This is a genomic window from Acinetobacter sp. SM1B (assembly GCF_003289665.1).
Classification (GTDB): domain Bacteria; phylum Pseudomonadota; class Gammaproteobacteria; order Pseudomonadales; family Moraxellaceae; genus Acinetobacter; species Acinetobacter schindleri.
Genome location: NZ_QMBM01000001.1, coordinates 1,539,807 through 1,561,712 on the forward strand (window position 1 = coordinate 1,539,807; position 21,906 = coordinate 1,561,712).

The following is a 21,906-nucleotide window of genomic DNA, read 5'->3' on the forward strand; positions in this document are numbered from 1 at the left end:
TGGTTCGACGCAAGGAGGCACATCACCAATGAACACCCTGTTTCAGACATTAAAAAATGATTGGTCAATTTCAGCAACTGTTGCAGGATTTTTAGCAGTGCTGATTTCTTATTCAGGACCACTGATCATTTTTTTCCAGGCGGCACAGCAAGCCCAAGTTTCCCCGGACATGATGATTTCATGGATCTGGGGAATTTCTATTGGTGCTGCGCTCGCAGGTATCTTTTTATCAATCAAGTACAAAATACCTGTCGTCACCGCCTGGTCTGCGCCCGGAACAGCTCTACTGGTCACGCTGTTTCCCGATATTTCGCTCAATGAAGCGGTTGCTGCTTATATCACCTCTGCCGTGGTGATTTTTTTCATTGGGATCACCGGTTATTTCGACAAATTGCTGACCTGGATTCCTCAGGAAGTGGCTGCCGGAATGATGGCGGGGATTTTATTGCAGTTTGGTTTAGGGTTGTTCACCGCGACCGATACCATGCCCTATATCGTCTTTGGCATGCTGGCGGTATTTTTGCTGGCCAAGCGTTTCAGTCCACGTTATGCCATGGTCTGGGTGCTGGTCGCAGGTGTGGTTTTAAGCATGATACTGGGCAAGATTAATCCGGTCACGGCAGATTTCAGTCTGGCGATTCCACAATTTATTGCACCGGAATGGACCTGGAGTTCAACCCTGAATCTGGCTCTTCCCCTGATTCTGGTCAGCCTGTCTGGCCAGTTTTTACCTGGAATGGCGATTATCAAACTCAGTGGCTATGACATGCCCGCCAAGCCGATTATTAGTGCAACCAGCATTGCCTCGCTTGCAGTGGCCTGTGTAGGTGGTATCACGATTGTCTTGGCATCGATCACAGCTGCTTTGTGTTTAGGTAAAGATGCGCATGAGCTGAAAGAAAAGCGTTATATCGCCGGTATCGCAAATGGGCTTTTTTATATTTTAGGCGGCTTATTTGCTGGCAGCATCGTCATGCTGTTTAGCCTAATGCCTAAGGAATTAATTGCGGCTTTGGCAGGACTGGCATTACTGGGTGCGATTGCCACCAATATTTCCGTGGCCATGGGCAAAGAGTCGCAACGTGATGCAGCACTGATCACCTTTTTAGCGACTGCTTCCGGCATGCATTTCCTGGGACTGAGTTCAGTCTTTTGGGGAATTTGCATTGGCCTGGTCGCACATTTTCTGCTGTCACAGAAAAACCGTAACGCAGTTCCGGTTACAGCATCAGATTCAAAACAAGTTTAAAGACATCCATCAGTTTAGGATATGTAAGGACCAGATTATGATAGATAAAAGTTCATTATCATTGAAAGAAGCACTCTCCCAGATCAAGGACGGTTCTACCATTATGATCGGTGGTTTCGGTACAGCAGGTCAGCCTGCTGAACTGATCGATGGTTTGATTGAACTGGGGATCAAAGATCTTGTTATCGTCAATAACAATGCAGGCAATGGCGATTATGGGCTGGCAAAACTGCTTAAAGCTGGTGCTGTCCGTAAAATCATTTGCTCTTTCCCGCGTCAGTCTGACTCGTGGGTATTTGACGAGCTTTATCGTGCAGGCAAGATTGAACTGGAACTGGTGCCACAAGGTAATCTGGCTTGCCGTATTCAGGCGGCTGGTATGGGCTTAGGTCCAATCTACACCCCTACCGGTTTTGGTACCTTGCTGGCGGAAGGCAAACCGACCATGAACTATGAAGGCAAAGACTACGTTTTAGAAAATCCGATTAAGGCCGACTTTGCCTTGATTAAAGCTTCTAAAGGCGATCGTTGGGGCAATCTGGTCTACCGTAAATCTGCGCGTAACTTCGGCCCGATCATGGCAATGGCGGCTGATGTGACCATTGCACAGGTTTCTGAGGTGGTTGAACTCGGTGCACTGGATCCAGAGCACATCATCACCCCGGGAATTTTTGTTCAACACGTTGTTCAAGTTAAACCTGCACAATAATTGGCATCGGAGATAAATAATGAGCTATAGCAAACTGACCCGTGACCAGATCGCTGAGCGTGTGGCACAAGACATTCCGGATGGCGCTTATGTCAACCTGGGTATCGGTTTACCGACCAAGATTTCAAGCTACCTGCCAAGCGATAAAGATGTCTTCCTACATTCTGAAAATGGTTTGCTTGCATTCGGTCCTCCTCCTGCTGAAGAAGACCGCGATCCTGAGCTGATCAATGCCGGCAAAGAATTCGTAACCTTACTGGAAGGCGGTTCTTTCTTTCATCACGGTGATTCTTTCGCAATGATGCGTGGCGGTCACTTAGACATCGCAGTATTAGGTGCTTTCCAGGTGGCTGAAAATGGTGACTTGGCGAATTGGCATACTGGTGCTCCTGATGCAATTCCTGCGGTGGGCGGTGCGATGGATCTGGCTGTTGGCGCCAAGAAAGTCTTTATTACCACAGATCACGTGACCAAAAAAGGCGAGCCAAAAATTGTGGCTGAACTATCTTATCCGGCGACTGGCCTGAAATGTGTTGATCGTATTTATACCGATCTTTGTGTGATTGATGTGACACCTGAAGGGATGAAAGTAATTGAGAAAGTTGAAGGTCTGTCATTTGAAGAATTGCAGTCATTGACCGGTGCCAAACTGATTGATGCGACTCAAGGTTAATACACTTTAAAGATAATTTTAAATCCCCCTAAATCCCCCTTTTTTCAAAGGGGGGACTTCCATATCTCTATTTTATGTATGGAACTCCTCCCTTTATTAAAGGGAGGTCGGGAGGGATTCAAAGATTTGGAAAGTAAAAATATGAAAAACGCATACATCATTGATGCCATCCGTACCCCATTCGGCCGTTATGCCGGTGGCCTCGCGCCTGTCCGTGCAGATAACCTGGGTGCGCTGCCAATTAAAGCATTGATGGAACGCAACCCAAGTGTGAACTGGGAACAGGTTGATGACGTGATCTATGGCTGTGCCAACCAGGCTGGTGAAGATAACCGTAACGTCGGTCGCATGTCATCCCTGCTTGCAGGTGTGCCTTATCAGGTGCCGGCAACGACCGTGAACCGCCTGTGTGGTTCATCGATGGATGCAATCGCAATGGCAGCACGGGCGATTAAAGCCGGTGAAGCTAATCTGATTATTGCCGGTGGTGTAGAAAGCATGTCGCGTGCCCCATTCGTGATGGGCAAGTCAGAAACGGCGTATGGCCGTAGCCAGAAGATTGAAGACACCACCATGGGCTGGCGTTTTATCAATCCGAAACTAAAAGAAATGTACGGCGTAGAAACCATGCCGCAAACGGCAGAAAATGTCGCTGAACAGTTCGGGATCAACCGTGCCGATCAGGACAAATTTGCCTTGACCAGCCAGCAACGTACAGCTGCAGCGCAAGCCAAAGGTTTCTTTGATAAAGAAATCATTCCGGTGGTGATTCCACAACGTAAAGGCAATCCGGTGGTCGTGGATAAAGATGAACATCCACGTGCGTCTACCACTGCAGAAGCGTTGGCAAAACTGAAACCTGTGGTAAAAGCAGACGGTACAATAACGGCAGGTAATGCTTCCGGGATTAACGATGGTGCAGCTGCTCTTTTAATCGCATCTGATGAAGCGGTTGCTCAGCATGGCTTAAAACCACGTGCCAGAATTATTGGTTCAACCGTCGTTGGTGTTGAACCACGTATTATGGGCTTTGGTCCAGCACCTGCCATTAAGAAATTACTGGCGCAAACCGGTCTGACTTTAGAGCAAATGGATGTCATCGAGCTGAATGAAGCTTTTGCTGCCCAAGCACTGGCATGTACTCGTGACCTAGGTATTGAAGATGGCTCGGAAAAAGTCAATCCGAACGGCGGTGCGATTGCCTTGGGTCATCCACTCGGCGCATCTGGTGCACGTCTGGTGACGACTGCACTCAACCAGCTTGAACAGACTGGTGGCAAATATGCACTATGCTCTATGTGTATTGGTGTCGGTCAAGGTATCGCTTTGATTATTGAACGCGTCTAACAACCTATTAAAAAGATAAACCTCCTCCCTGAATGTAGATTCAAAGTACTGCTTTGAATCAAATGCAAGAAAGGGAGGTCGGGAGGGATTTCAATGCCAACATTTACATCAAATGATGCACAAATTAATTACCAGACTTTTGGTGATGCAGCAAAACCTGCTTTGGTATTTTCCAATTCATTGGGCACCAAATTCAGCATGTGGCAGCCACAAATTGATTTTTTCCAGAAAGATTATTTTGTAGTGTGTTATGACACCCGTGGTCATGGCGCTTCGAGCGCTCCACAAGGACCATATACACTGGATCAACTGGGTCAAGATGTGGTGAACTTACTGGATCATTTAAATATCCAGAAAGCTGCTTTTTGTGGCATTTCCATGGGTGGTTTGACTGGCCAATGGCTGGCTATTCATGCACCTGAACGTTTTAACCACGTGGTTGTTGGCAATACAGCAGCAAAAATCGGTCAGGAACAAGCCTGGAATGACCGTGCTGCACTGGTTCGTGAACAAGGTTTACAACCGATTGCTTCTACTGCAGCATCACGCTGGTTTACTGAACCCTTTATTCAAAGCAACGCAACAGTGGTGAATAACCTTCAAAACGACCTTGGAGCTGGCAGCCCGGAAGGTTATGCAAGCTGTTGTGAAGCTTTGGCTAAAGCGGATGTTCGTGAACAATTGAAAGATATTTCTGTACCTGTCTTAGTGGTTGCAGGTCAGCAAGACCCTGTAACGACTGTAGCTGATGGTCAATATATGGTTGATCGTATTGCCAACAGCCAACTGTTTGAAATCAATGCATCGCATATTTCAAATATTGAACAACCTGAAGCCTTTAATCAGGCCGTGCAAAAATTTATTACATCTTAAAAGCACATTGTAATACTAGAGAAGCCACTGTTCATCAGTGGCTTTTTTCTGGACCAAATTCAATAAAATTAGGCCCAAATCACTAAAATTGCCGCAATCACCACCAGCACTAGTCCCCAATGTTCAGCCTTGGCCAGTTTATCTTTAAAGAAATACGCCGAGATCAGCATACTAAATAAAATCTCGATCTGACCTAAGGTTTTCACCACCGGTACACTCATCATGCTCATGGCAGTAAACCAACCAAGGGATGCTGTGAAACTACAAAAGCCTACTTTCATAGTCAGTCCCATACGTTCACGCATAGCGACGAGTGTTTTACGGCTAAATAGGCTTAGGTAAATGAGCATACTGATGCATTGGAAGCCAATGACTGAAATTAACACCCAAGATGCACGGTGTAATACAGGCAAATTAGTTAGTTCTAGACTAGCTTCTCGAACTAAAAGGGACGTAATGGCAAAACAAAGCCCACTACCTACCCCGATCATCAACGTTTTAGCAGAAAGTCCACTCAGTTGGTTGCCTTTACTCAGTAAAAATACTGCATAACCGCCAATGAGTACGCCAATCCAGGCTAAGAACGATAAGTGATTTGATAGAAAAGCCACGCCAATAATCGCGGCTAAGATGGCTTCACTCTTGGCAAGTCCGACACCAATTGCATAATTTTTTTGTTTAAACAGTTGCACCATCAGTACAGTGGCAAGAATTTGGCTCACTCCTGCAATGAAAATATATATCCAATACTTTGCAGTAAAATGAACTACTTCTATGACTGGATAAAAATGGTACAGCAGTTGGATATAGATAAATGCAAGTGGAAAACCAAACAAGAAACGCGCAAGCGTTACACCCCAAACGTCGACAGTTGAACTCAGTTGTTTTTGAAATGCATTACGCCATGCCTGCATGAATGCAGCCATTAAGGTAAAGAAGATCCAACTGATTGCCATGTCTCATCTGCTATTAGGTTAAAAGTGAAATAATTTTAAGCCTTTGCAGATGAGATGACTAATTATAAATATGATCGGAATTGATAGCAGAAAGTTTGGATTACCTTCTAAATTCACTCACTAATTTGGCAAGTTGTTCCATGCCATCAAAAGTGGTGGGAATTTTATCGTCTGATGAAACTAATGGTGAGAAGATAATATTTTCAAATTTCTCAAAACCTGCTTTATTTTTAGCATGCAATTTTTCAGAGTCTTCTGCATAGTTATGAATAAACTGACAGAGTGCCATTCGAAGTTCGAGTTGCATCATTTGAGATTGAACTGAACGCACATGTTGCAATCCTACTCGAGTAAAATAAAACAGAAACAACATTAATGTCGTAATTGGTATTACTAAAAACTACATTGATGCTAATTTAGCTTCGTAGCCTGTCAAAATTAAAATAATGAATGCAATAATTACAGCTAATGGCACACATACTAGGGTAGCTCCAAATTGCGAATAACCTTTTCTCCTTTCTTTCAACTCTAATTTTTTCTGTTCATAAAGCTCCTTAAAACCTTTATTTAATAAGACAAAATCATAAGTCTGCTTACTTTCTTCTAATTGTTTCTCTAAATCTAAGACTGCTTTATGTTTAAGTTCAAAGGACTCATTCCATTCATCTACTTTTGAAATAAAGTTATCTATTATTTGGAATTTTTCCTCAGCCTGAATTAACTGAGATTTTTTATACTTATCTTCTATAATATTAAAAATAAGATGGTAGATGCTATAACTAATTTTATCTCCTGCATATTTAAAATTATTTATTTTCCATTGACCAACATTTAAATAATTTTCAATTAACTCATAAGCTTCCATTTTTTCTAAATTGGGTTTTCGTAATTTATATTCTGTCAAATAAGCAAAAATTATCGAATAGGCAAGTTCAAGCAGTTGGTTTTCTAAATTATCTATATTTTCATCAAACTTCTTTGCTCCCAAATAACGAGTCATATAATTCATTAGTTGGTGCTTAAAATCAAAAACAGGTAATACAGACACATAAGTACAAATTTCATTTAAGCTTTCACTTTCTACAAAGGCTCTAATTTTTAAAATTTGTTCAGAAAGCGCCCCTCTTAATTCATTTTCAAAACCAGATGAATATTTCTTAGCAATTTTCCTTATCTCTTTGAGAAATTCTTCGCTCACCTCATCATTTAAATCTAAAGCCATCTTTTTCCATTTCAGTCATATTCTTATTTATACCCATATTCTTTTAAATCAAAAACTAAATCAATACTCTCATCCTAACCTTCTCCCACAGGGAGAAGGAACATAGCAACAATTAAATTAATAAAGTATTTCCCTCTCCTTCTAGGAGAGGGTTAGGGAGAGGTAAATCAAAACAAGAAATACCTTTGCGCCATCGGCAACACTTCCGCAGGCTCACAAGTCAGTAATTTCCCATCCGCCCGAACTTCATAAATTTCAGGGTCAACTTCCATCACAGGACAGTAAGTATTCAGCTTCATATCTTTCTTCTGAATATCCCGTGTGCTTTTACATGGACTAATCAACTTTTTCAAACCGAGTTTTTCATGGACGCCTGCTTCGATAGCCACTTGCGACAAGAAGGTAATGCAGGTGTTATGCACGCCTCTAGCATTGGCACCGAACATTGGACGATAATGCACAGGCTGCGGTGTTGGAATAGACGCATTAATATCGCCCATTGGCGCAGCTGCAATCATACCACCCTTAATAATCATGGATGGTTTTACCCCAAAAAACGCAGGTTTCCACAAGATTAAATCGGCAAGTTTACCCACTTCCACCGAACCAATTTCATGACTTAAACCATGGGTAATGGCAGGGTTAATCGTATATTTGGCGATATAACGCTTTACACGATTATTATCATGTGTGGCATTGTCACCCTCCAAAGGTCCACGCTGCACTTTCATTTTATGTGCGGTTTGCCATGTGCGAATCACCACTTCACCAACGCGCCCCATTGCTTGCGAGTCTGATGACATCATGGCAATTGCACCCAAGTCCTGCAAAATATCTTCCGCTGCAATAGTTTCACGGCGAATACGACTTTCCGCAAATGCCACATCTTCAGAAATTGCAGGGTCTAAATGATGGCACACCATCAACATATCCAAATGTTCATCAATCGTATTGATGGTATATGGACGGGTTGGGTTGGTCGAAGATGGCAATACGTTCGGCTGACCAATAGCTTTTAAAATATCAGGCGCATGTCCGCCACCAGCGCCTTCGGTATGGTAAGTATGAATAGTACGGTTTTTAAATGCTGCCAAAGTTTCTTCTAGAAAGCCGCTTTCATTTAGTGTGTCTGTATGAATCGCCACCTGTACATCATACTGATCTGCGACGGTTAAACAGTTATCAATAGCTGCAGGTGTTGAACCCCAATCTTCATGCAGTTTTAAACCGACCACACCCGCTTTAATTTGCTCGGCTATCGGCTCAGGCTGACTTAAATTTCCTTTACCGAGTAAACCAATATTCATCGGTAAATCATCAATGGCTTGTAGCATAGTCGAGATATGCCAAGGCCCCGGTGTCACGGTGGTTGCCGATGTGCCTGCCGCAGGTCCTGTACCACCGCCAATCATGGTGGTCACACCTGACATCAAAGCGGTTTCCACCTGTTGCGGGCAAATCCAATGAATATGCGTATCGACACCACCTGCCGTTAAAATCTGCCCCTCACCTGCAATGACTTCGGTTGCAGCACCCAATGGAATAGTAATATCAGGCTGAATATCAGGGTTGCCTGCTTTACCAATTTTCCAGATGCGGCCATTTTTCAAACCAACATCTGCTTTGACAATACCCCACCAATCGACAATCAGCGCATTGGTAATCACAGTATCAGCAACGTCATTGGCTAAAAGCTGAGATTGCCCCATTCCATCACGAATGACTTTACCGCCACCAAATTTAACTTCTTCACCGTATGTGGTGAGGTCTTGTTCCACTTCAATAAACAGTTCGGTGTCGGCTAAACGGACACGATCGCCAACCGTTGGACCAAACATTTCCGCATAAGCACGGCGTGACATTTTCATTTTATAAGTATTCCTTTAGTCCAACTTGCCCATGACCCGACCTGCAAAGCCATACACTTCGCGCTTACCGGCTAAAGCCACCAATTCAATATCACGGCTTTGTCCAGGCTCAAATCGAACGGCTGTTCCTGCTGCAATATTTAAGCGATAGCCATGGGCTTTTTCGCGGTCAAATTGCAAAGCATCATTGGCCTCGGCAAAATGAAAATGTGAACCCACCTGAATCGGACGATCACCCGCATTAGCCACGGTCATCTTTAAAGTTTGTCTACCCACATTCATTTCAATATCAGTATCTGGCGTAAAAATTTCACCTGGAATCATATGATGCTCCTAGACAATCGGTTGATGCACAGTGACGAGCTTAGAGCCATCAGGAAAGGTCGCTTCAACCTGAACTTCGGCAATCATTTCAGCAATACCGTCCATGACATCATCACGGGTCAGTAAAGTCGTGCCGTAATGCATCAGTTCGCTAACCGTCATTCCATCACGTGCACCTTCCAGTAAAGCAGCAGAAATAAAGGCAATGGCTTCCGGGTAATTCAATTTTAGCCCGCGTGCCTTACGACGCTCTGCCACCAGTCCTGCAGTAAAAATCAGCATTTTGTCTTTTTCAGTCGGATTTAGTTCCATGTCTATTTCCTATTTCTTCAATATTTTTAATGCAAAATGTGTGCAAATTCATTCAGTGTTCCCTCTCCTGAACGAGCTTTTAAGCATTGCTTTAAAAGCGACGTACAAGTGAGGTTTAGGGTGAGGTGAACCTTCATTGTCATAGACCCTCCATCTAACTCCCTCCCAAAGGGAGGGAAAATGAAAGTAGATTTCCTTCTTCTTTTAGGAGATGAGTAGCACTGCTACACCACAAGGAAGAGGTAAAATAATTGATCCTCTCTTTTACCAGTCAAACGATTCTTTAATCTCCCTAAATCCCTTTTTCTCCTCCCTTTATCAAAGGGTGAGTAGCACGGCTACGCAAGGAGGGATTATGTCCGCCAAATCCTCGGAAACTCTTCATCTAATCCAAACCAGTAACGACGCAGTCGTGCACGAATCGCAGCAAATGCATCATGACACTGGCGCACATCATCTCCGAGATAACGCGCCGTCAGCACATCATCGAGTAGCGTTAATGTCACCGGCACATCCATACGCATGATGAGTTCACGAATCAGGTCGATGTGCTCATCCAGATAAAAACTTGCACGATATTTTTCAGGCGGTACAGCCCATAGACTACCCATCACAGCATGTCCATTCATACCCAGACAGGAGTTTAACCAGCGATCCTGTCCGGAGAATTTCAGCTGATCTGCAACCAATAGCTTTGCACCGCGATACAGTAGAAAACGGCTGCGATAACCGCCCTGCTCAAACTGCTCGTATCTTGCCTGACGGCCAATTACCAGCATATCCCAGCCAATAAAACTGGCAGTTTGATCTAAATGAATGGTAGTGGACGCATGTGCATTGGCACCATCAAATAGCATGGTTTCCTGCGGCAGCCATTCAAAAATCCCCTTTTCTTCCACACGAATATCAATATGCTGATAGGCCTGTTTCAGATTGGTCTTGTACCATTTACCTGCACCTGGTGTGGTCACCAGTCCGTGCGCATTTGCTCCGACGCGCATATCGAAACTCAGGTGATCTCCTCCGGCAATTCCAGCAGGTGGATGTACAATAATTGCATGACAGACTCCGGTTTTTTCAGGCCACAGCATTTTTTGCACACGAACCGGACCCTCATGCTTGCGATGCTGCAGAATGGTTCGCCCATTACTGCAATCTGCCTCAAAACCCAGTTGCAAACGTGCAAACCAGAGTTTTGCTGCTGAGCCGTGTTCTGCTTCTACCACGCTATTCATTTCGTTGTGCACTTATCCTGACTAACTAACCTATGCCTTAAACAAACCTTGTTTTTCGATAAATTCAATAATTTGCTCAAGACCATCTTTGGTTTTCATGTTGGAAAATAAAAATGGTTTCTCGCCACGCATACGTTTTGCGTCTTGATCCATAACATCCAGATTTGCACCCACCATCGGTGCTAGGTCGGTTTTATTAATGATCAGTAAGTCCGATTTGGTAATACCCGGGCCACCTTTACGTGGAATCTTTTCACCACCTGCAACATCAATCACATAAAGCGTTAAGTCTGAAAGTTCTGGGCTAAATGTCGCGGCTAAGTTGTCGCCACCACTTTCAATAATGATCAGCTCCAGTCCATCAAACTTTTCACACAGGTCATCAATTGCAGCGAGGTTAATCGAGGCATCTTCACGAATCGCAGTATGTGGACAGCCACCAGTTTCAACACCAACAATACGGTCAGGCGACATCGCTTCATTACGGGTCAGGAAGTTCGAATCTTCCTTGGTATAAATGTCATTGGTGACCACGGCCATGTTGTATTTATTTCGCAAGGCCTGACACAAATTCAGGGTTAAAGCAGTTTTACCTGAACCCACTGGGCCACCGATTCCAACGCGTAATGGACTACGTTCTGACATAATTTTTCCTTTAATTTTTAAGATCTAAATAAACGGGAATATTGATTTTCATGGCGCATACTCAGCATGGCGTAATTCGGCAAAGCGCTACTCATCTCATCATCACTCAGGTTAATGGCACGCTCGATAAGTACCGGAATTTCTCCATGTAGATGCCAGAGAATCCGCTGGCCACTCATTTGCCCCAAAGGCACTGTTTTCACAGCGGCTAATACCTGATTTTCCAGAACAGCAAATGCATAAGCAGTCAAGACATCATCGACTTCTAAATGCAATTCGCCACATAACTGGGCATAGACTGGAACGTAGCCATACTGTTTTTTGACTTTTACTGGTCGCTTGAGTACATCGCGAATCCAGGCATTTAGTGAAAATGCCAGCTGCTGGGATTCTGCCAGTAATTCCTTACTTTCACGGCTTGCCCTGTAAATTTCAGCCCAATGTTGAAATATGATTTCATCGTCATAGCTTTGCATTAAGCGTTTTAAAATCGGCAGTTCGAACCGCAGCAATAGCATTTCCAACACTTCATTAAAGTAGGCAATGCTGGAAGCTTCGTCATGAATCAAGCCGGTATCAATCGCGCTTTCAACCCCTTGTGAATAGCAGTAAGCACCGACCGGTAGTGCCGTCGAAGACAGGGTTAGCAGGCTGAGTAGTTGCGAAGCCTTAATGTGCGACATGATGCAATGACTTGATTGGGCTTAAACGGTGATCATGCTGGTGCTGTGCATAAGCGCCGCTCTCTGGTTCAAACGGATGTTGTACGGTATCTACACGTAAACCCAAACCTTCAACCATTTCAGCCAGTACATGATCCGGTTCAAAATACAGTGCCGTTGGGGTCAGCATGAGTGGCACATGACGGTTACCCAGGTGATAGGCTGCCTTTAAAAGATCAAATTCATGATCTGCAGTGACCTGCATCAAGGTTTCTGGCTTGGCATTAACACGCAATAATTCACCATGATCGGTGGCGATGACTGAACCACTACGTAAAATCCCGGTACGTGGCAGGTCTGCACCAATATCGGTGCCATTTTTTAGCGTAGCGCGGAAACGGCTTTTTTGACGCGTATCAAAGCTGAGTTCAATACTTTCAATATCAGTAGAGTGACTGGCATCTTCCAGACGTTGGGTAAAAATCTTCATTTTGGCCCTATATGCATCAATTTGATTCATCACGTTCCAAAGCGGAACAATTGATCAAAAAACAGAAAATATTGCATCAAAATAAAGCATTTATCGTGCCAAGATATTGGATTCAATTTTCTTACATAAAAATTACGAATGACATTTCACCTATCTTCAACTGCGGCTAAAATATAAGAGCAGCCAGCTGAGTTAATAGTTTAGTTGTTTTGATTTAAATAGCTGAATTATTTAATTTTATTTAAATGATATGCTAGCAACTGGATTTAAGTAAAACTACTCGGGCTTAGCGGTTCCACGCTTTTCACGGAGTGAAAATGAAATATTTTGAATGTCCCAAATGTGAGCATCAGATCTTTTTTTATTCTACTGAATGCCATCACTGCAAATCTCCGATTGGTTATATCGCATCGGAAAAGGACATGTGCACTTTTGAAAAAATCAGTGAAGATGAGTGGATTCCGCTGAAATCAGAATATCGTGCCACGCACTATAAGCCTTGCTATAACTATACCCATTATCAGGTCTGTAACTGGATGATTCCGGGCGATTGCGATGAGGACTACTGCGAGTCCTGTCAGCTGACCCATATCATTCCCAATCTGGATGATCCCGACGTTATTACCTACTGGCGGCGACTTGAAGAGGCCAAACGACGCTTTTTATATCTTACCCAGCGCATGAATATGATGCCGCGTCCAAAACGTACAGATGATGATGTATTTGGTTTGCGTTTTCACTTTTTATTGCCTATGGATGGTAAGCCAGTGTTAACCGGGCATGCCAATGGTCTGATCACTATGAATGCCATTGAAGCAGATGTGGTGTATCGGGAAACCACGCGTATTGATATGGGTGAAAATTATCGCACTCTTTTGGGTCACTTCCGCCATGAAAGTGGGCATTTTTATTTCAGTATCATGCAGCATCTTCATCCAGAACTAATTGAAGAATTTAGATTTTATTTTGGTGATGAACGTCAGAATTATGCTACTGCGCTGCAGCGCCATTATGAAGAAGGTGCGCCAGAAAATTGGCAAGAAAAATATATCAGCACCTATGCGACGGCACACCCATGGGAAGATTGGGCTGAAACCTGGGCGCATTATCTGCATATTATGGACACTCTGGAAACCGCTTTTTATGGTGGTCTGCGTGTTGATGGAAATGGTAAAACCTTGGCCAGCATGTCCTTTAATGAATGCCCGATTGGCGGCAAAGACATTGAACACATTCTGGATAACTGGATCACTTTAACGTTTAACCTGAATGCCCTGAATCGTAGCATGGGACTGGAAGATGCCTATCCGTTTACGCTTACCGAAGTGGTGAAAAACAAGCTGCGCTTTATTCATAGTCATGTACTGGACAAAGCATTTAAAGAAGCTGAGTCAAAATTACCCGGCTAAAATCGCTGCCCCGTCACGTTCTAAAACAATGAGAATTATCTTCTAAATTGCTGTTTAGCCACCAGATCCTGGTCATTTTCATGAATTTGGCCAGTAAATGATCAATTATCAGACAATTTTATTACCATGCACGACCATAGTTTGATATTCATTTAATCTGAAAATAATTAGGCTGTTATTGTTCTTTTTCGACACGTTAGTAAAGATAAGATGAGTAGTGTAAGACAACAGAACTTTCTTCTGCGTAAAGAAAAAATTCTGAGCATGGCCGAGAACCTGCTTCTGGATAATAACGAAGACATTACCCTGAATGAGCTTGCCAGTGAAATGGATATTGCCAAGGGGACCATTTACAAGCATTTTAAAAGCAAAAACCAGTTATATCTGGAACTGATTATTTTAAATGAACAACGTCTTCTAGAGATTTCCAAACGTTTTAATACTGACTTCCGGACTTATGTATCGGAATATATGCTTTATCATTTGCACAATTCCAATCGAACCATTTTGCTGCATATGATTGAGGAGCGCCTGACCAATACTGAAAAAGGCCTGAAAGAGCTGTTTCAGGAACTATATCAGGTCCGTGAAGAAAGGATTCTGAGTATCCGTGACATTACTCGTGAATATTTAGATACAAATAACAGTAGCATGTCGATTCGGGATTATCTGTCTTTTATCTGGACAGTGACCTATGGCGCTTCCCTGTTACTGAATTCAACCAGCTATCAAAAAGCTATCGGTTCTCGTGAAAGATTGATTGAACTCTATGTCAATCAAGCTTTAATGATTGCACCCAACAATACCTCTGCATAAAAAAGCCTGACACACAGGTCAGGCTTGCTTTCGTAGCGCTACTTATACTGCTACAGGTGGAAAACCGTCTTCAGTCAGTGCGGCAACGATTTCATCCTGATGTACGCCAGTTTCTACTTCAACCAGCTTTTGCTCTACGTCAATTTCAACACGTGCATGTTCATCCAGATCCTTGATGGTTGCAGTAACACTACGTGCACAACCGCCACAGGTCATATTTTCAATACGAAATTTCATGCGCTTATCTCCTTAGGAATGATTTATTCTAACTTGAAGTTGAGTGATGGCTGGAGGGTGGATTTGTATCCAGTCCCTGCTCGATATCTTTTAAAATTGCACAATCGGCACGCTCATCACCCGCACAACGCGCGACCGATTGCTTCAAAATTTTGACCATGGCCTGCATATCCTGAATTTTCTGTTCCAGTATAGTGATATGTTTTTGTGCCAGCTGTTTAACTTCACTGCTCTGCCGCACTTCATTCTGCCATAGGCCTAACAACTCTTTCATCTGTTCCGAGGAAAATCCCAGCTCGCGTGCATGCTGGATAAAACCGAGCATACGGATATCAGCATCACTATAGTCACGATAGCCACTTTCACTACGTTTCGGCGCAGGTAACAGACCAATCTCTTCATAATAGCGAATCATTTTGGCCGAGATACCGGATCGTTTGGCGGCTTGTCCAATATTCACTGATTTACTCCTGTGCTGATAGTGGCTGATATAGCTTTAAACGCAAGGCATTGCTGACAACAAATACCGATGATAAAGCCATTGCACCTGCGGCAAACATTGGCGAAAGCAGGATGCCAAAGAATGGATACAGGATACCCGCAGCAATTGGGATCAATGCAATATTATAGACAAAGGCCCAGAACAGGTTCTGTCGAATATTCTTGATGGTGGCCTGACTGATGCCAATGCCGGTGGCGACATGCTGCATATTACCGGACATCAGCACTACATCTGCTGCTTCAATTGCAACATCAGTCCCCGTACCAATCGCCATGCCGACATCTGCCTGCGCGAGTGCCGGTGCATCGTTAATACCATCACCCACAAAGGTCACAATACCATGCTCTTTTTGCAGCATTTTTACGGCATCGACTTTTTCATGAGGTAAGACTTCAGCGATCACATGATCGATCTTGAGTTGTTGTGCTACCGCATTCGCCGTATGTGGGTTATCACCCGTAATCATTGCAACTTTCAGACCTTGACGATGCAATTCTTCAATGGCTTTAAAGGTAGTATCTTTAATCGGATCAGCTACGGCAATAATGGCTGCCAGTTTTCCATCGAGCGCTGCATACAGCGGTGTCTTGCCTTCTTGTCCCAATTTAGAGGCTATTCCAGCAAAGTGCTCGGTATTTAAACCCAGCTGTTGCATCAATCGTTCAGCACCAATCTGGATATCCTGATTATTGATCTGTGCTTTAATCCCGGCGCCAGTAATCGAGTCAAATTCACTTACTTCGATTAATTCGATCTGCTGCTCTTTTGCTGCCTGCACAATCGCATAGGCAATCGGATGTTCAGATTTGGCTTCTACCGAGGCGATCAGTTGTAAAACCTGCTGTTTATTAAAGCCTTCTAGCACCTGAAAATCGGTCATGACAGGTTTTCCTTCTGTCAGTGTTCCGGTTTTATCGACTGCCACAACTTTAGTTTGCTGCAGTAACTGTAGAGCTTCGCCTTTACGGAACAGCACCCCCATTTCTGCTGCACGACCGGTACCGACCATAATCGAGGTCGGTGTTGCCAGGCCCATGGCACATGGACAAGCAATAATCAGAACTGCCACGGCATTAACCAGTGCATAACTCAATTGTGGCTCAGGACCAAGCAGGAACCAGACCATAAAGGTCAATAAGGCCAGACCCATCACCGCAGGCACAAACCATAAGGTAACTTTATCTACAGCTGCCTGAATCGGCAGTTTGGCACCTTGCGCCTGCTCGACCATTTTAATGATCTGCGCCAGTACTGAATCTTCACCCACGGCGGTCGCACGGATTTGCAAGGTTCCATTCTGGTTAATAGTGCCGCCAACCACTCTATCATCAGTATTTTTGGCCACAGGCACCGGTTCACCCGTCACCATCGCTTCATCGACATAGCTATGACCGGAAGTCACTACACCATCTACTGCGACTTTTTCACCCGGGCGAATTTCGATGATCATATCCTGCTGGACTTCGGAAATGGGCAGGTCCAGCCATTGTCCATCCTGTAAGACACGTGCGGTTTTAGGCTGCAGGCCAATCAGGTATTGAATCGCCTGTGAGGTTTTGCCTTTGGCACGTGCTTCCAGGTAGCGACCTAACAGGATCAAGGCAATAATGACCGCTGCCGCTTCAAAATAGACATGTACGGTGGCTTGCGGCAATAAAAATGGGAAGAATGTTGCGATAACGGAAAACAGATATGCTGCCAATGTACCCACCGTTACCAGCGAGTTCATATCAGGTGCCAGTCGCAGTAAAGCTGGAATCCCATGCTGGTAGAAACGCCGCCCCGGAAACAATAATACCAAAGTGGTCAGTACAAACTGGATATACCAGCTGTTCTGCGTACCAATATTATGCACAACAAAATGATGGAAGGACGGAAGCAGATGTGATCCCATTTCCAGAATAAATACCGGTAATGCCAGCGCCAGGGCAATCCAAAGATCACGATACAATGAAGCTGTTTCTTCAGCTTTTTTATGCTGGAAATTCTGCTGCTCGGTGAAATTCACTTTTGCAGTTTTTAGCTGTGCCTCATAACCGGCTTTTTTAACCGCTTGGATCAGATTAGCAATATTCAGGTTTGAACCAGAAACCTGTGCCGTTTCAGTGGCCAGATTGACACTGGCCGCAGTGACGCCTTCCACTTTATTGAGTGCTTTTTCCACCCGAGCGACGCAGGATGCACAAGTCATCCCTTCAATATTTAGTTCAAGCTGATCTGCTTTGACATCAAAACCGGCTTTCTGAATGGCTTTGACCAAGACCTGTTGCTGTAAAGAACTGACTGCAGTGACATAAGCCTTTTCGGTAGACAGATTCACATTGGCTTCCAGCACTTCTGGAATTTTTTTGAGGGCTTTTTCAATTCGGGCAGTACAAGAGGCACAGCTCATGCCTTCAATATCCAGTTCGAATTTCTGTTGTACCACCTTAAAGCCAGCACGCTCTATTTTCTGGATAATCTCGGCACAGGGAATCACATGATCGGCACTAATCGATGCCTTTTCCGTAGATAGATTGACATGAGCCGAAACTACGCCTTCAATTTTCTTTAAAGCCTTTTCTACCCGTGCCACGCAAGAAGCACAGGTCATGCCTTCAATCTGTACAGTCGTTTGATACAGTCGAGTATTCGACAGTTCCTGCATGGCACATATCCTTCATATTATTGATGGTTTGAATCTAGCTTATAGCTTAAACCTTCCCATAGTTGGAAGGTCAAGTCTTTATGTGAAAATAAAAAAGCCCGGATCATAAACCCGGGCTTTTAACGTATTGCCAAATACTTGCTGAAAATTATTCTGCAGAAATATCTTCAAACAATATCGATGACAGGTAACGTTCACCACCATCTGGCAAAATCACCACAATGTTTTTACCTGCATTTTCAGGACGTGCTGCAAGTTGTGCAGCCGCAGCCATCGCAGCACCACTTGATATACCCACCAAAATACCTTCTTGCGATGCCGTTTTACGTGCCCATTCCACTGCCGTAGTACTGTCAATCGCAATGACTTCATCTACCAGATCAAGATCAAGGTTACCAGGAATAAAGTTCGCACCGATCCCCTGGATTTTATGTGGTCCAGGCGTCAATGATTCACCACGTTTCGCTTGAGCAATGATTGGTGACTCAGCTGGCTCAACGGCAACCGAATAGATCGGCTTGTTACGGACTTTTTCGAAGTAACGTGAAATACCTGAAATGGTACCACCCGTTCCTACACCAGCGACCAGAATATCAACATTACCGCCAGTCGCTTCCCAGATTTCTGGGCCAGTCGTTTCTTCGTGGATTTTCGGGTTAGCGGGGTTTTCAAACTGTTGTGGCAGGAAATATGTTTCAGGCTGTTCAGTCACCAAACGAACCGCTTCATCTACTGCACCTTTCATACCTTTCGCAGGTTCAGTCAGAATCAGGTTAGCGCCAAAGGCTTTGACCACTTTACGGCGTTCGATACTCATGCTGGCTGGCATGGTCAGTGTAAGTGGATAGCCTTTTGCTGCAGCAACGAAAGCCAGTGCAATACCGGTATTGCCACTGGTTGGTTCAACAATGTGCATGCCTGGTTTTAACTTGCCAGATTTTTCAGCATCTGCAATCAGCGCTGCACCAATACGGCATTTCACCGAAAATGCCGGATTACGGCTCTCAACTTTCGCGAGTACAGTTGCTCCACCTGTGATGGCACGGTTAATGCGCACAAGAGGTGTATTGCCAATGGCTTCTGCATTGTTACTGTAAACCGCTATTCCCAGATTGTTGGGCGTAGGAAATGCTGCATCTGTACTCATTAGTATATCCCTGATGTTATTAGCTCGAAGTGCACTATCATCATACAAGTATTTTCAGATTTTGTAGAAGAAAGTGGAATCTGCACTCTATTATGGCAAATCAACTGTTATATAAGTTATTAATATACAATAAAAATAACTGATTATTTAATATCAAATATATAATTTTTATTGATATTTAAATTCACAAAAAGCCATAAAAATAAGTGATTTTTACCAAATGTTTAAGGATTCAGACCTTTATAATCATTCCCGCTGTATTTTATCTCTATGGACATTCTGAATGAATACCGATCTTGAAATCACCACCATGCGTGATTCAGCTGATCAGGTGGTTGGCATCCTGAAATCTCTTGCAAACACTGACCGTCTCATCATCCTATGTCATCTTTCCCAAGCGGAACTCAACGTTTCCCAAATTGAAAATCTCACCCACATCCAGCAACCTACACTTTCCCAGCAATTGATGATGTTACGTAAAAGTGATGTGGTCAGTACCCGCCGCGATGGTAAGCAAATTTTCTATTCTATTAAAGATCAGAATCTGGTGGTCATCCTGAATACGCTGTATCAATTGTACTGTGCAAAAGCTTAAGCATTTTATCTAGAGTCTAAACATTCCTCTTAGCACTGGAGATGATCTTCAATATGTAGATCATCTCTTTGAGACAGAATCATTGCTAAGAACTGGTCAGGTCATTTTTTATATGAGGGTTGATCAAGCTCCACTTTTATCCATGATTTCTTAGCAGAAAATGTGCATAATATATCTATATTTGTGATTTAGACTTTTATATGTCCAATTCGAAGCCAAAACTGCTGCAATTATTACCGGCCTGGTCATGGTTAAGCCACTATAGTCCGGTTAAATTCAAGTCCGACGTGCTGGCTTCGTTAATTGTGGTTGCCATGCTGGTGCCGCAAGGTATGGCGTATGCCATGCTGGCTGGATTGCCGCCGATCATGGGGCTATATGCCAGTATCCTGCCTATGATTCTGTACGCTATGCTAGGTAGTAGCAGTACCTTGTCGATTGGTCCTGTGGCCATCATTTCCATGATGACCTTCGCCACGCTGAATCCTTTATTTGAAGTCGGTTCACCCGTCTATATCGAAGCAGCAACTTTATTGGCGCTGATGGTCGGAATCATTTCCCTATTATTAGGCTTAATGCGTTTTGGTTTTTTGATTCAGCTGATTAGCCATCCGGTAATTCAGAGTTTTATTATTGCTTCTGCGCTGCTGATTGCGGTTGGACAGTTTAAGTTTCTGGTCGATGTGCCATTACAAGCCAATAATCTTCAGCAATTTGTGTTTAGCCTGTTGGAATATCTCCATCTGATTCACTGGCCAAGTCTGGTTTTTGGGCTGCTGTCCATTGGCCTGCTGATCTATCTTCCAAAAATTCTGAAATCCCAGGCTGTACAAAGCCGGATTGGATCGACTGATTTTCTGGTGCGTGCTGTACCATTAATGCTAGTCGCTTTGGGTATTTTGGCTGTGGTGTATCTAAATCTACAAACACAAGGGATCAAAACGGTAGGTGCAATTCCTTCCGGATTTCCACCTTTAAGTTTTCCACACTGGAACTGGGATTTAGTGCTCACCTTGCTGCCAGGCGCGACCATGATTGCGATGATCAGTTTTGTGGAATCGCTGTCTATTGCGCAAGCGACTGCATTACAGCAACGCAGCCAGCTGAACAGTAACCAGGAACTGATTGCACTGGGTATTGCCAATATTAGTGCCGGAGTCAGTTCTGCCTTTCCAGTTACTGGTAGCTTGTCACGTACTGTGGTCAACGCGGATGCTGGTGCCAGAACGCCAATGGCGGGTGTACTGTCTTCCCTGCTGATTATTTTGGTCAGCCTGTTTTTTACCGGTTTCTTTGAAGAGCTGCCACTGGCGATTCTTGCCGCCACGATCATTGTATCGATCTGGAAACTGGTTGATTTCCAGCCCTTTATGAACGCCTGGCGCTATTCCAAAGCAGACGGGATTGCCATGTGGGTAACTTTCTTTGGTGTGGTACTGATTGATATCTCGACAGGTCTGATCATTGGCATTATTTCCACCTTCGTGCTGATGCTGTGGCGTATTTCCCGTCCGCATATTGCAGTAGTCGGCCTGATTGAAGGCACCCAGCATTTCCGCAATGTGCAGCGCCATCAGGTGCTGACCTCAGATCAGGTGCTTTCCTTGCGTATTGATGAAAATCTAAGCTTCCTGAATGCTAATGCTTTTAAGGGCTTTTTGATTAATGCGGTCAGTGATAAAGACCAGCTTAAGCATGTCATTTTGAACTGTTCCAGTATCAGTGCCATTGACCTTAGTGCTCTGGAAATGCTGGAAGATCTGAATACAGAACTGTCCAAACTCAATATTCGTCTACACTTTGCTGAAGTGAAAGGACCAGTCATGGATCGCTTACAGGAATCCAAATTGCTTAAACATCTCAGTGGACGGATTTATCTGACGCACTATCAGGCAATTCGGGATCTCTCCCCCGATCTGTTTAATGATCACAGTAAAGATTATAGGACTTACGCATTGACAGATTCAAAAAAGTATTAAAATACTTTA

Annotated in this window: 23 protein-coding genes; 9 read left to right on the forward strand and 14 right to left on the reverse strand. The window is 43.9% G+C overall.

All coding sequences use genetic code 11. From position 1 onward, the window contains the following. The first annotated feature begins 28 nt into the window (after window positions 1-28). The 5 genes from benE (at window position 29) to pcaD (ending at window position 4,851) form a co-directional block, all read left to right on the forward strand. A complete protein-coding gene (benE, locus tag C8322_RS07395) occupies window positions 29-1,249 on the forward strand; it encodes a benzoate/H(+) symporter BenE (protein WP_004809452.1) in 1,221 nt (406 codons plus the stop codon). Window positions 1,250-1,286: 37 nt separating this feature from the next. Next, entirely contained in the window at window positions 1,287-1,958 is a 672-nt protein-coding gene (locus tag C8322_RS07400) for a 3-oxoacid CoA-transferase subunit A (protein WP_004809454.1), read from the forward strand. A gap of 19 nt (window positions 1,959-1,977) precedes the next feature. Continuing rightward, entirely contained in the window at window positions 1,978-2,631 is a 654-nt protein-coding gene (locus C8322_RS07405; RefSeq protein ID WP_004809456.1) for a 3-oxoacid CoA-transferase subunit B, read from the forward strand. A 141-nt stretch (window positions 2,632-2,772) separates the two neighbouring features. Beyond that, a complete protein-coding gene (pcaF, locus tag C8322_RS07410) occupies window positions 2,773-3,978 on the forward strand; it encodes a 3-oxoadipyl-CoA thiolase (RefSeq protein WP_004809458.1) in 1,206 nt (401 codons plus the stop codon). Window positions 3,979-4,071: 93 nt separating this feature from the next. Beyond that, window positions 4,072-4,851 (forward strand): 3-oxoadipate enol-lactonase, encoded by a 780-nt coding sequence (pcaD, locus tag C8322_RS07415; RefSeq protein ID WP_004809460.1) that lies wholly within the window; start codon window positions 4,072-4,074, stop codon window positions 4,849-4,851. A 68-nt stretch (window positions 4,852-4,919) separates the two neighbouring features. On the opposite strand, the gene C8322_RS07420 is transcribed toward pcaD, so the two are convergent. From C8322_RS07420 to ureE, 10 genes are all read right to left on the reverse strand, one after another. Continuing rightward, complete coding sequence (locus C8322_RS07420; RefSeq protein WP_004894971.1) at window positions 4,920-5,807, reverse strand: DMT family transporter; 888 nt, start codon at window positions 5,805-5,807, stop codon at window positions 4,920-4,922. Between the two features lie 100 nt (window positions 5,808-5,907). After that, entirely contained in the window at window positions 5,908-6,138 is a 231-nt protein-coding gene (locus C8322_RS07425; protein WP_227591063.1) for a hypothetical protein, read from the reverse strand. Between the two features lie 69 nt (window positions 6,139-6,207). Next, on the reverse strand, window positions 6,208-7,029 hold the full coding sequence (locus tag C8322_RS07430; RefSeq protein ID WP_004809467.1) for a hypothetical protein: 822 nt from the start codon (window positions 7,027-7,029) through the stop codon (window positions 6,208-6,210). A 167-nt stretch (window positions 7,030-7,196) separates the two neighbouring features. Further along, a complete protein-coding gene (ureC, locus tag C8322_RS07435; protein WP_004809469.1) occupies window positions 7,197-8,897 on the reverse strand; it encodes an urease subunit alpha in 1,701 nt (566 codons plus the stop codon). A gap of 15 nt (window positions 8,898-8,912) precedes the next feature. Continuing rightward, window positions 8,913-9,221: an urease subunit beta gene (locus C8322_RS14565; protein WP_004809471.1), complete on the reverse strand. Its 309-nt coding sequence runs from the start codon at window positions 9,219-9,221 to the stop codon at window positions 8,913-8,915. A 9-nt stretch (window positions 9,222-9,230) separates the two neighbouring features. After that, the gene (gene ureA, locus C8322_RS07445; protein ID WP_004809472.1) at window positions 9,231-9,533 is read right to left on the reverse strand and encodes an urease subunit gamma; all 303 of its coding nucleotides are present in this window, start codon (window positions 9,531-9,533) and stop codon (window positions 9,231-9,233) included. A 353-nt stretch (window positions 9,534-9,886) separates the two neighbouring features. Beyond that, complete coding sequence (locus tag C8322_RS07450) at window positions 9,887-10,768, reverse strand: urease accessory protein UreD (RefSeq protein ID WP_004809474.1); 882 nt, start codon at window positions 10,766-10,768, stop codon at window positions 9,887-9,889. Window positions 10,769-10,798: 30 nt separating this feature from the next. Continuing rightward, window positions 10,799-11,413, reverse strand: a complete 615-nt coding sequence (gene ureG, locus C8322_RS07455) for an urease accessory protein UreG (protein WP_004809476.1) — start codon at window positions 11,411-11,413, stop codon at window positions 10,799-10,801. A 17-nt stretch (window positions 11,414-11,430) separates the two neighbouring features. Then, the gene (locus C8322_RS07460; RefSeq protein WP_004809478.1) at window positions 11,431-12,096 is read right to left on the reverse strand and encodes an urease accessory protein UreF; all 666 of its coding nucleotides are present in this window, start codon (window positions 12,094-12,096) and stop codon (window positions 11,431-11,433) included. Beyond that, window positions 12,083-12,565 (reverse strand): urease accessory protein UreE, encoded by a 483-nt coding sequence (ureE, locus tag C8322_RS07465; protein WP_026056813.1) that lies wholly within the window; start codon window positions 12,563-12,565, stop codon window positions 12,083-12,085. The genes C8322_RS07460 and ureE overlap by 14 nt, the downstream gene beginning before the upstream one ends. Window positions 12,566-12,882: 317 nt before the next feature. On the opposite strand from ureE, the gene C8322_RS07470 reads away from it, so the two are divergent. Together C8322_RS07470 and C8322_RS07475 are read left to right on the forward strand one after the other, a co-directional pair. Then, complete coding sequence (locus C8322_RS07470; protein WP_004809482.1) at window positions 12,883-13,974, forward strand: zinc-binding metallopeptidase family protein; 1,092 nt, start codon at window positions 12,883-12,885, stop codon at window positions 13,972-13,974. 210 nt (window positions 13,975-14,184) lie between these two features. Further along, window positions 14,185-14,790, forward strand: coding sequence for a TetR/AcrR family transcriptional regulator (locus C8322_RS07475; RefSeq protein WP_004809484.1), 606 nt, complete (start codon window positions 14,185-14,187; stop codon window positions 14,788-14,790). 42 nt (window positions 14,791-14,832) lie between these two features. Here C8322_RS07475 and C8322_RS07480 read toward each other — a convergent pair whose 3' ends face one another. From C8322_RS07480 to cysK, 4 genes are all read right to left on the reverse strand, one after another. After that, window positions 14,833-15,027, reverse strand: a complete 195-nt coding sequence (locus tag C8322_RS07480; protein WP_004809486.1) for a heavy-metal-associated domain-containing protein — start codon at window positions 15,025-15,027, stop codon at window positions 14,833-14,835. A gap of 28 nt (window positions 15,028-15,055) precedes the next feature. Then, on the reverse strand, window positions 15,056-15,487 hold the full coding sequence (gene cueR / locus C8322_RS07485; protein ID WP_004809488.1) for a Cu(I)-responsive transcriptional regulator: 432 nt from the start codon (window positions 15,485-15,487) through the stop codon (window positions 15,056-15,058). A 4-nt stretch (window positions 15,488-15,491) separates the two neighbouring features. After that, window positions 15,492-18,176 carry a heavy metal translocating P-type ATPase gene (locus tag C8322_RS07490; protein WP_004809489.1) on the reverse strand — a complete coding sequence of 895 codons (2,685 nt, stop codon included), beginning with the start codon at window positions 18,174-18,176 and terminating at the stop codon, window positions 15,492-15,494. Between the two features lie 148 nt (window positions 18,177-18,324). After that, window positions 18,325-19,323 (reverse strand): cysteine synthase A, encoded by a 999-nt coding sequence (gene cysK / locus C8322_RS07495; protein WP_004809491.1) that lies wholly within the window; start codon window positions 19,321-19,323, stop codon window positions 18,325-18,327. Between the two features lie 283 nt (window positions 19,324-19,606). Between cysK and C8322_RS07500 the strand changes: the two genes are divergently transcribed. Then, the gene (locus C8322_RS07500; RefSeq protein WP_004809492.1) at window positions 19,607-19,918 is read left to right on the forward strand and encodes an ArsR/SmtB family transcription factor; all 312 of its coding nucleotides are present in this window, start codon (window positions 19,607-19,609) and stop codon (window positions 19,916-19,918) included. Window positions 19,919-20,118: 200 nt separating this feature from the next. Then, window positions 20,119-21,897: a SulP family inorganic anion transporter gene (locus C8322_RS07505; RefSeq protein WP_111810487.1), complete on the forward strand. Its 1,779-nt coding sequence runs from the start codon at window positions 20,119-20,121 to the stop codon at window positions 21,895-21,897. Window positions 21,898-21,906 lie beyond the last annotated feature (9 nt).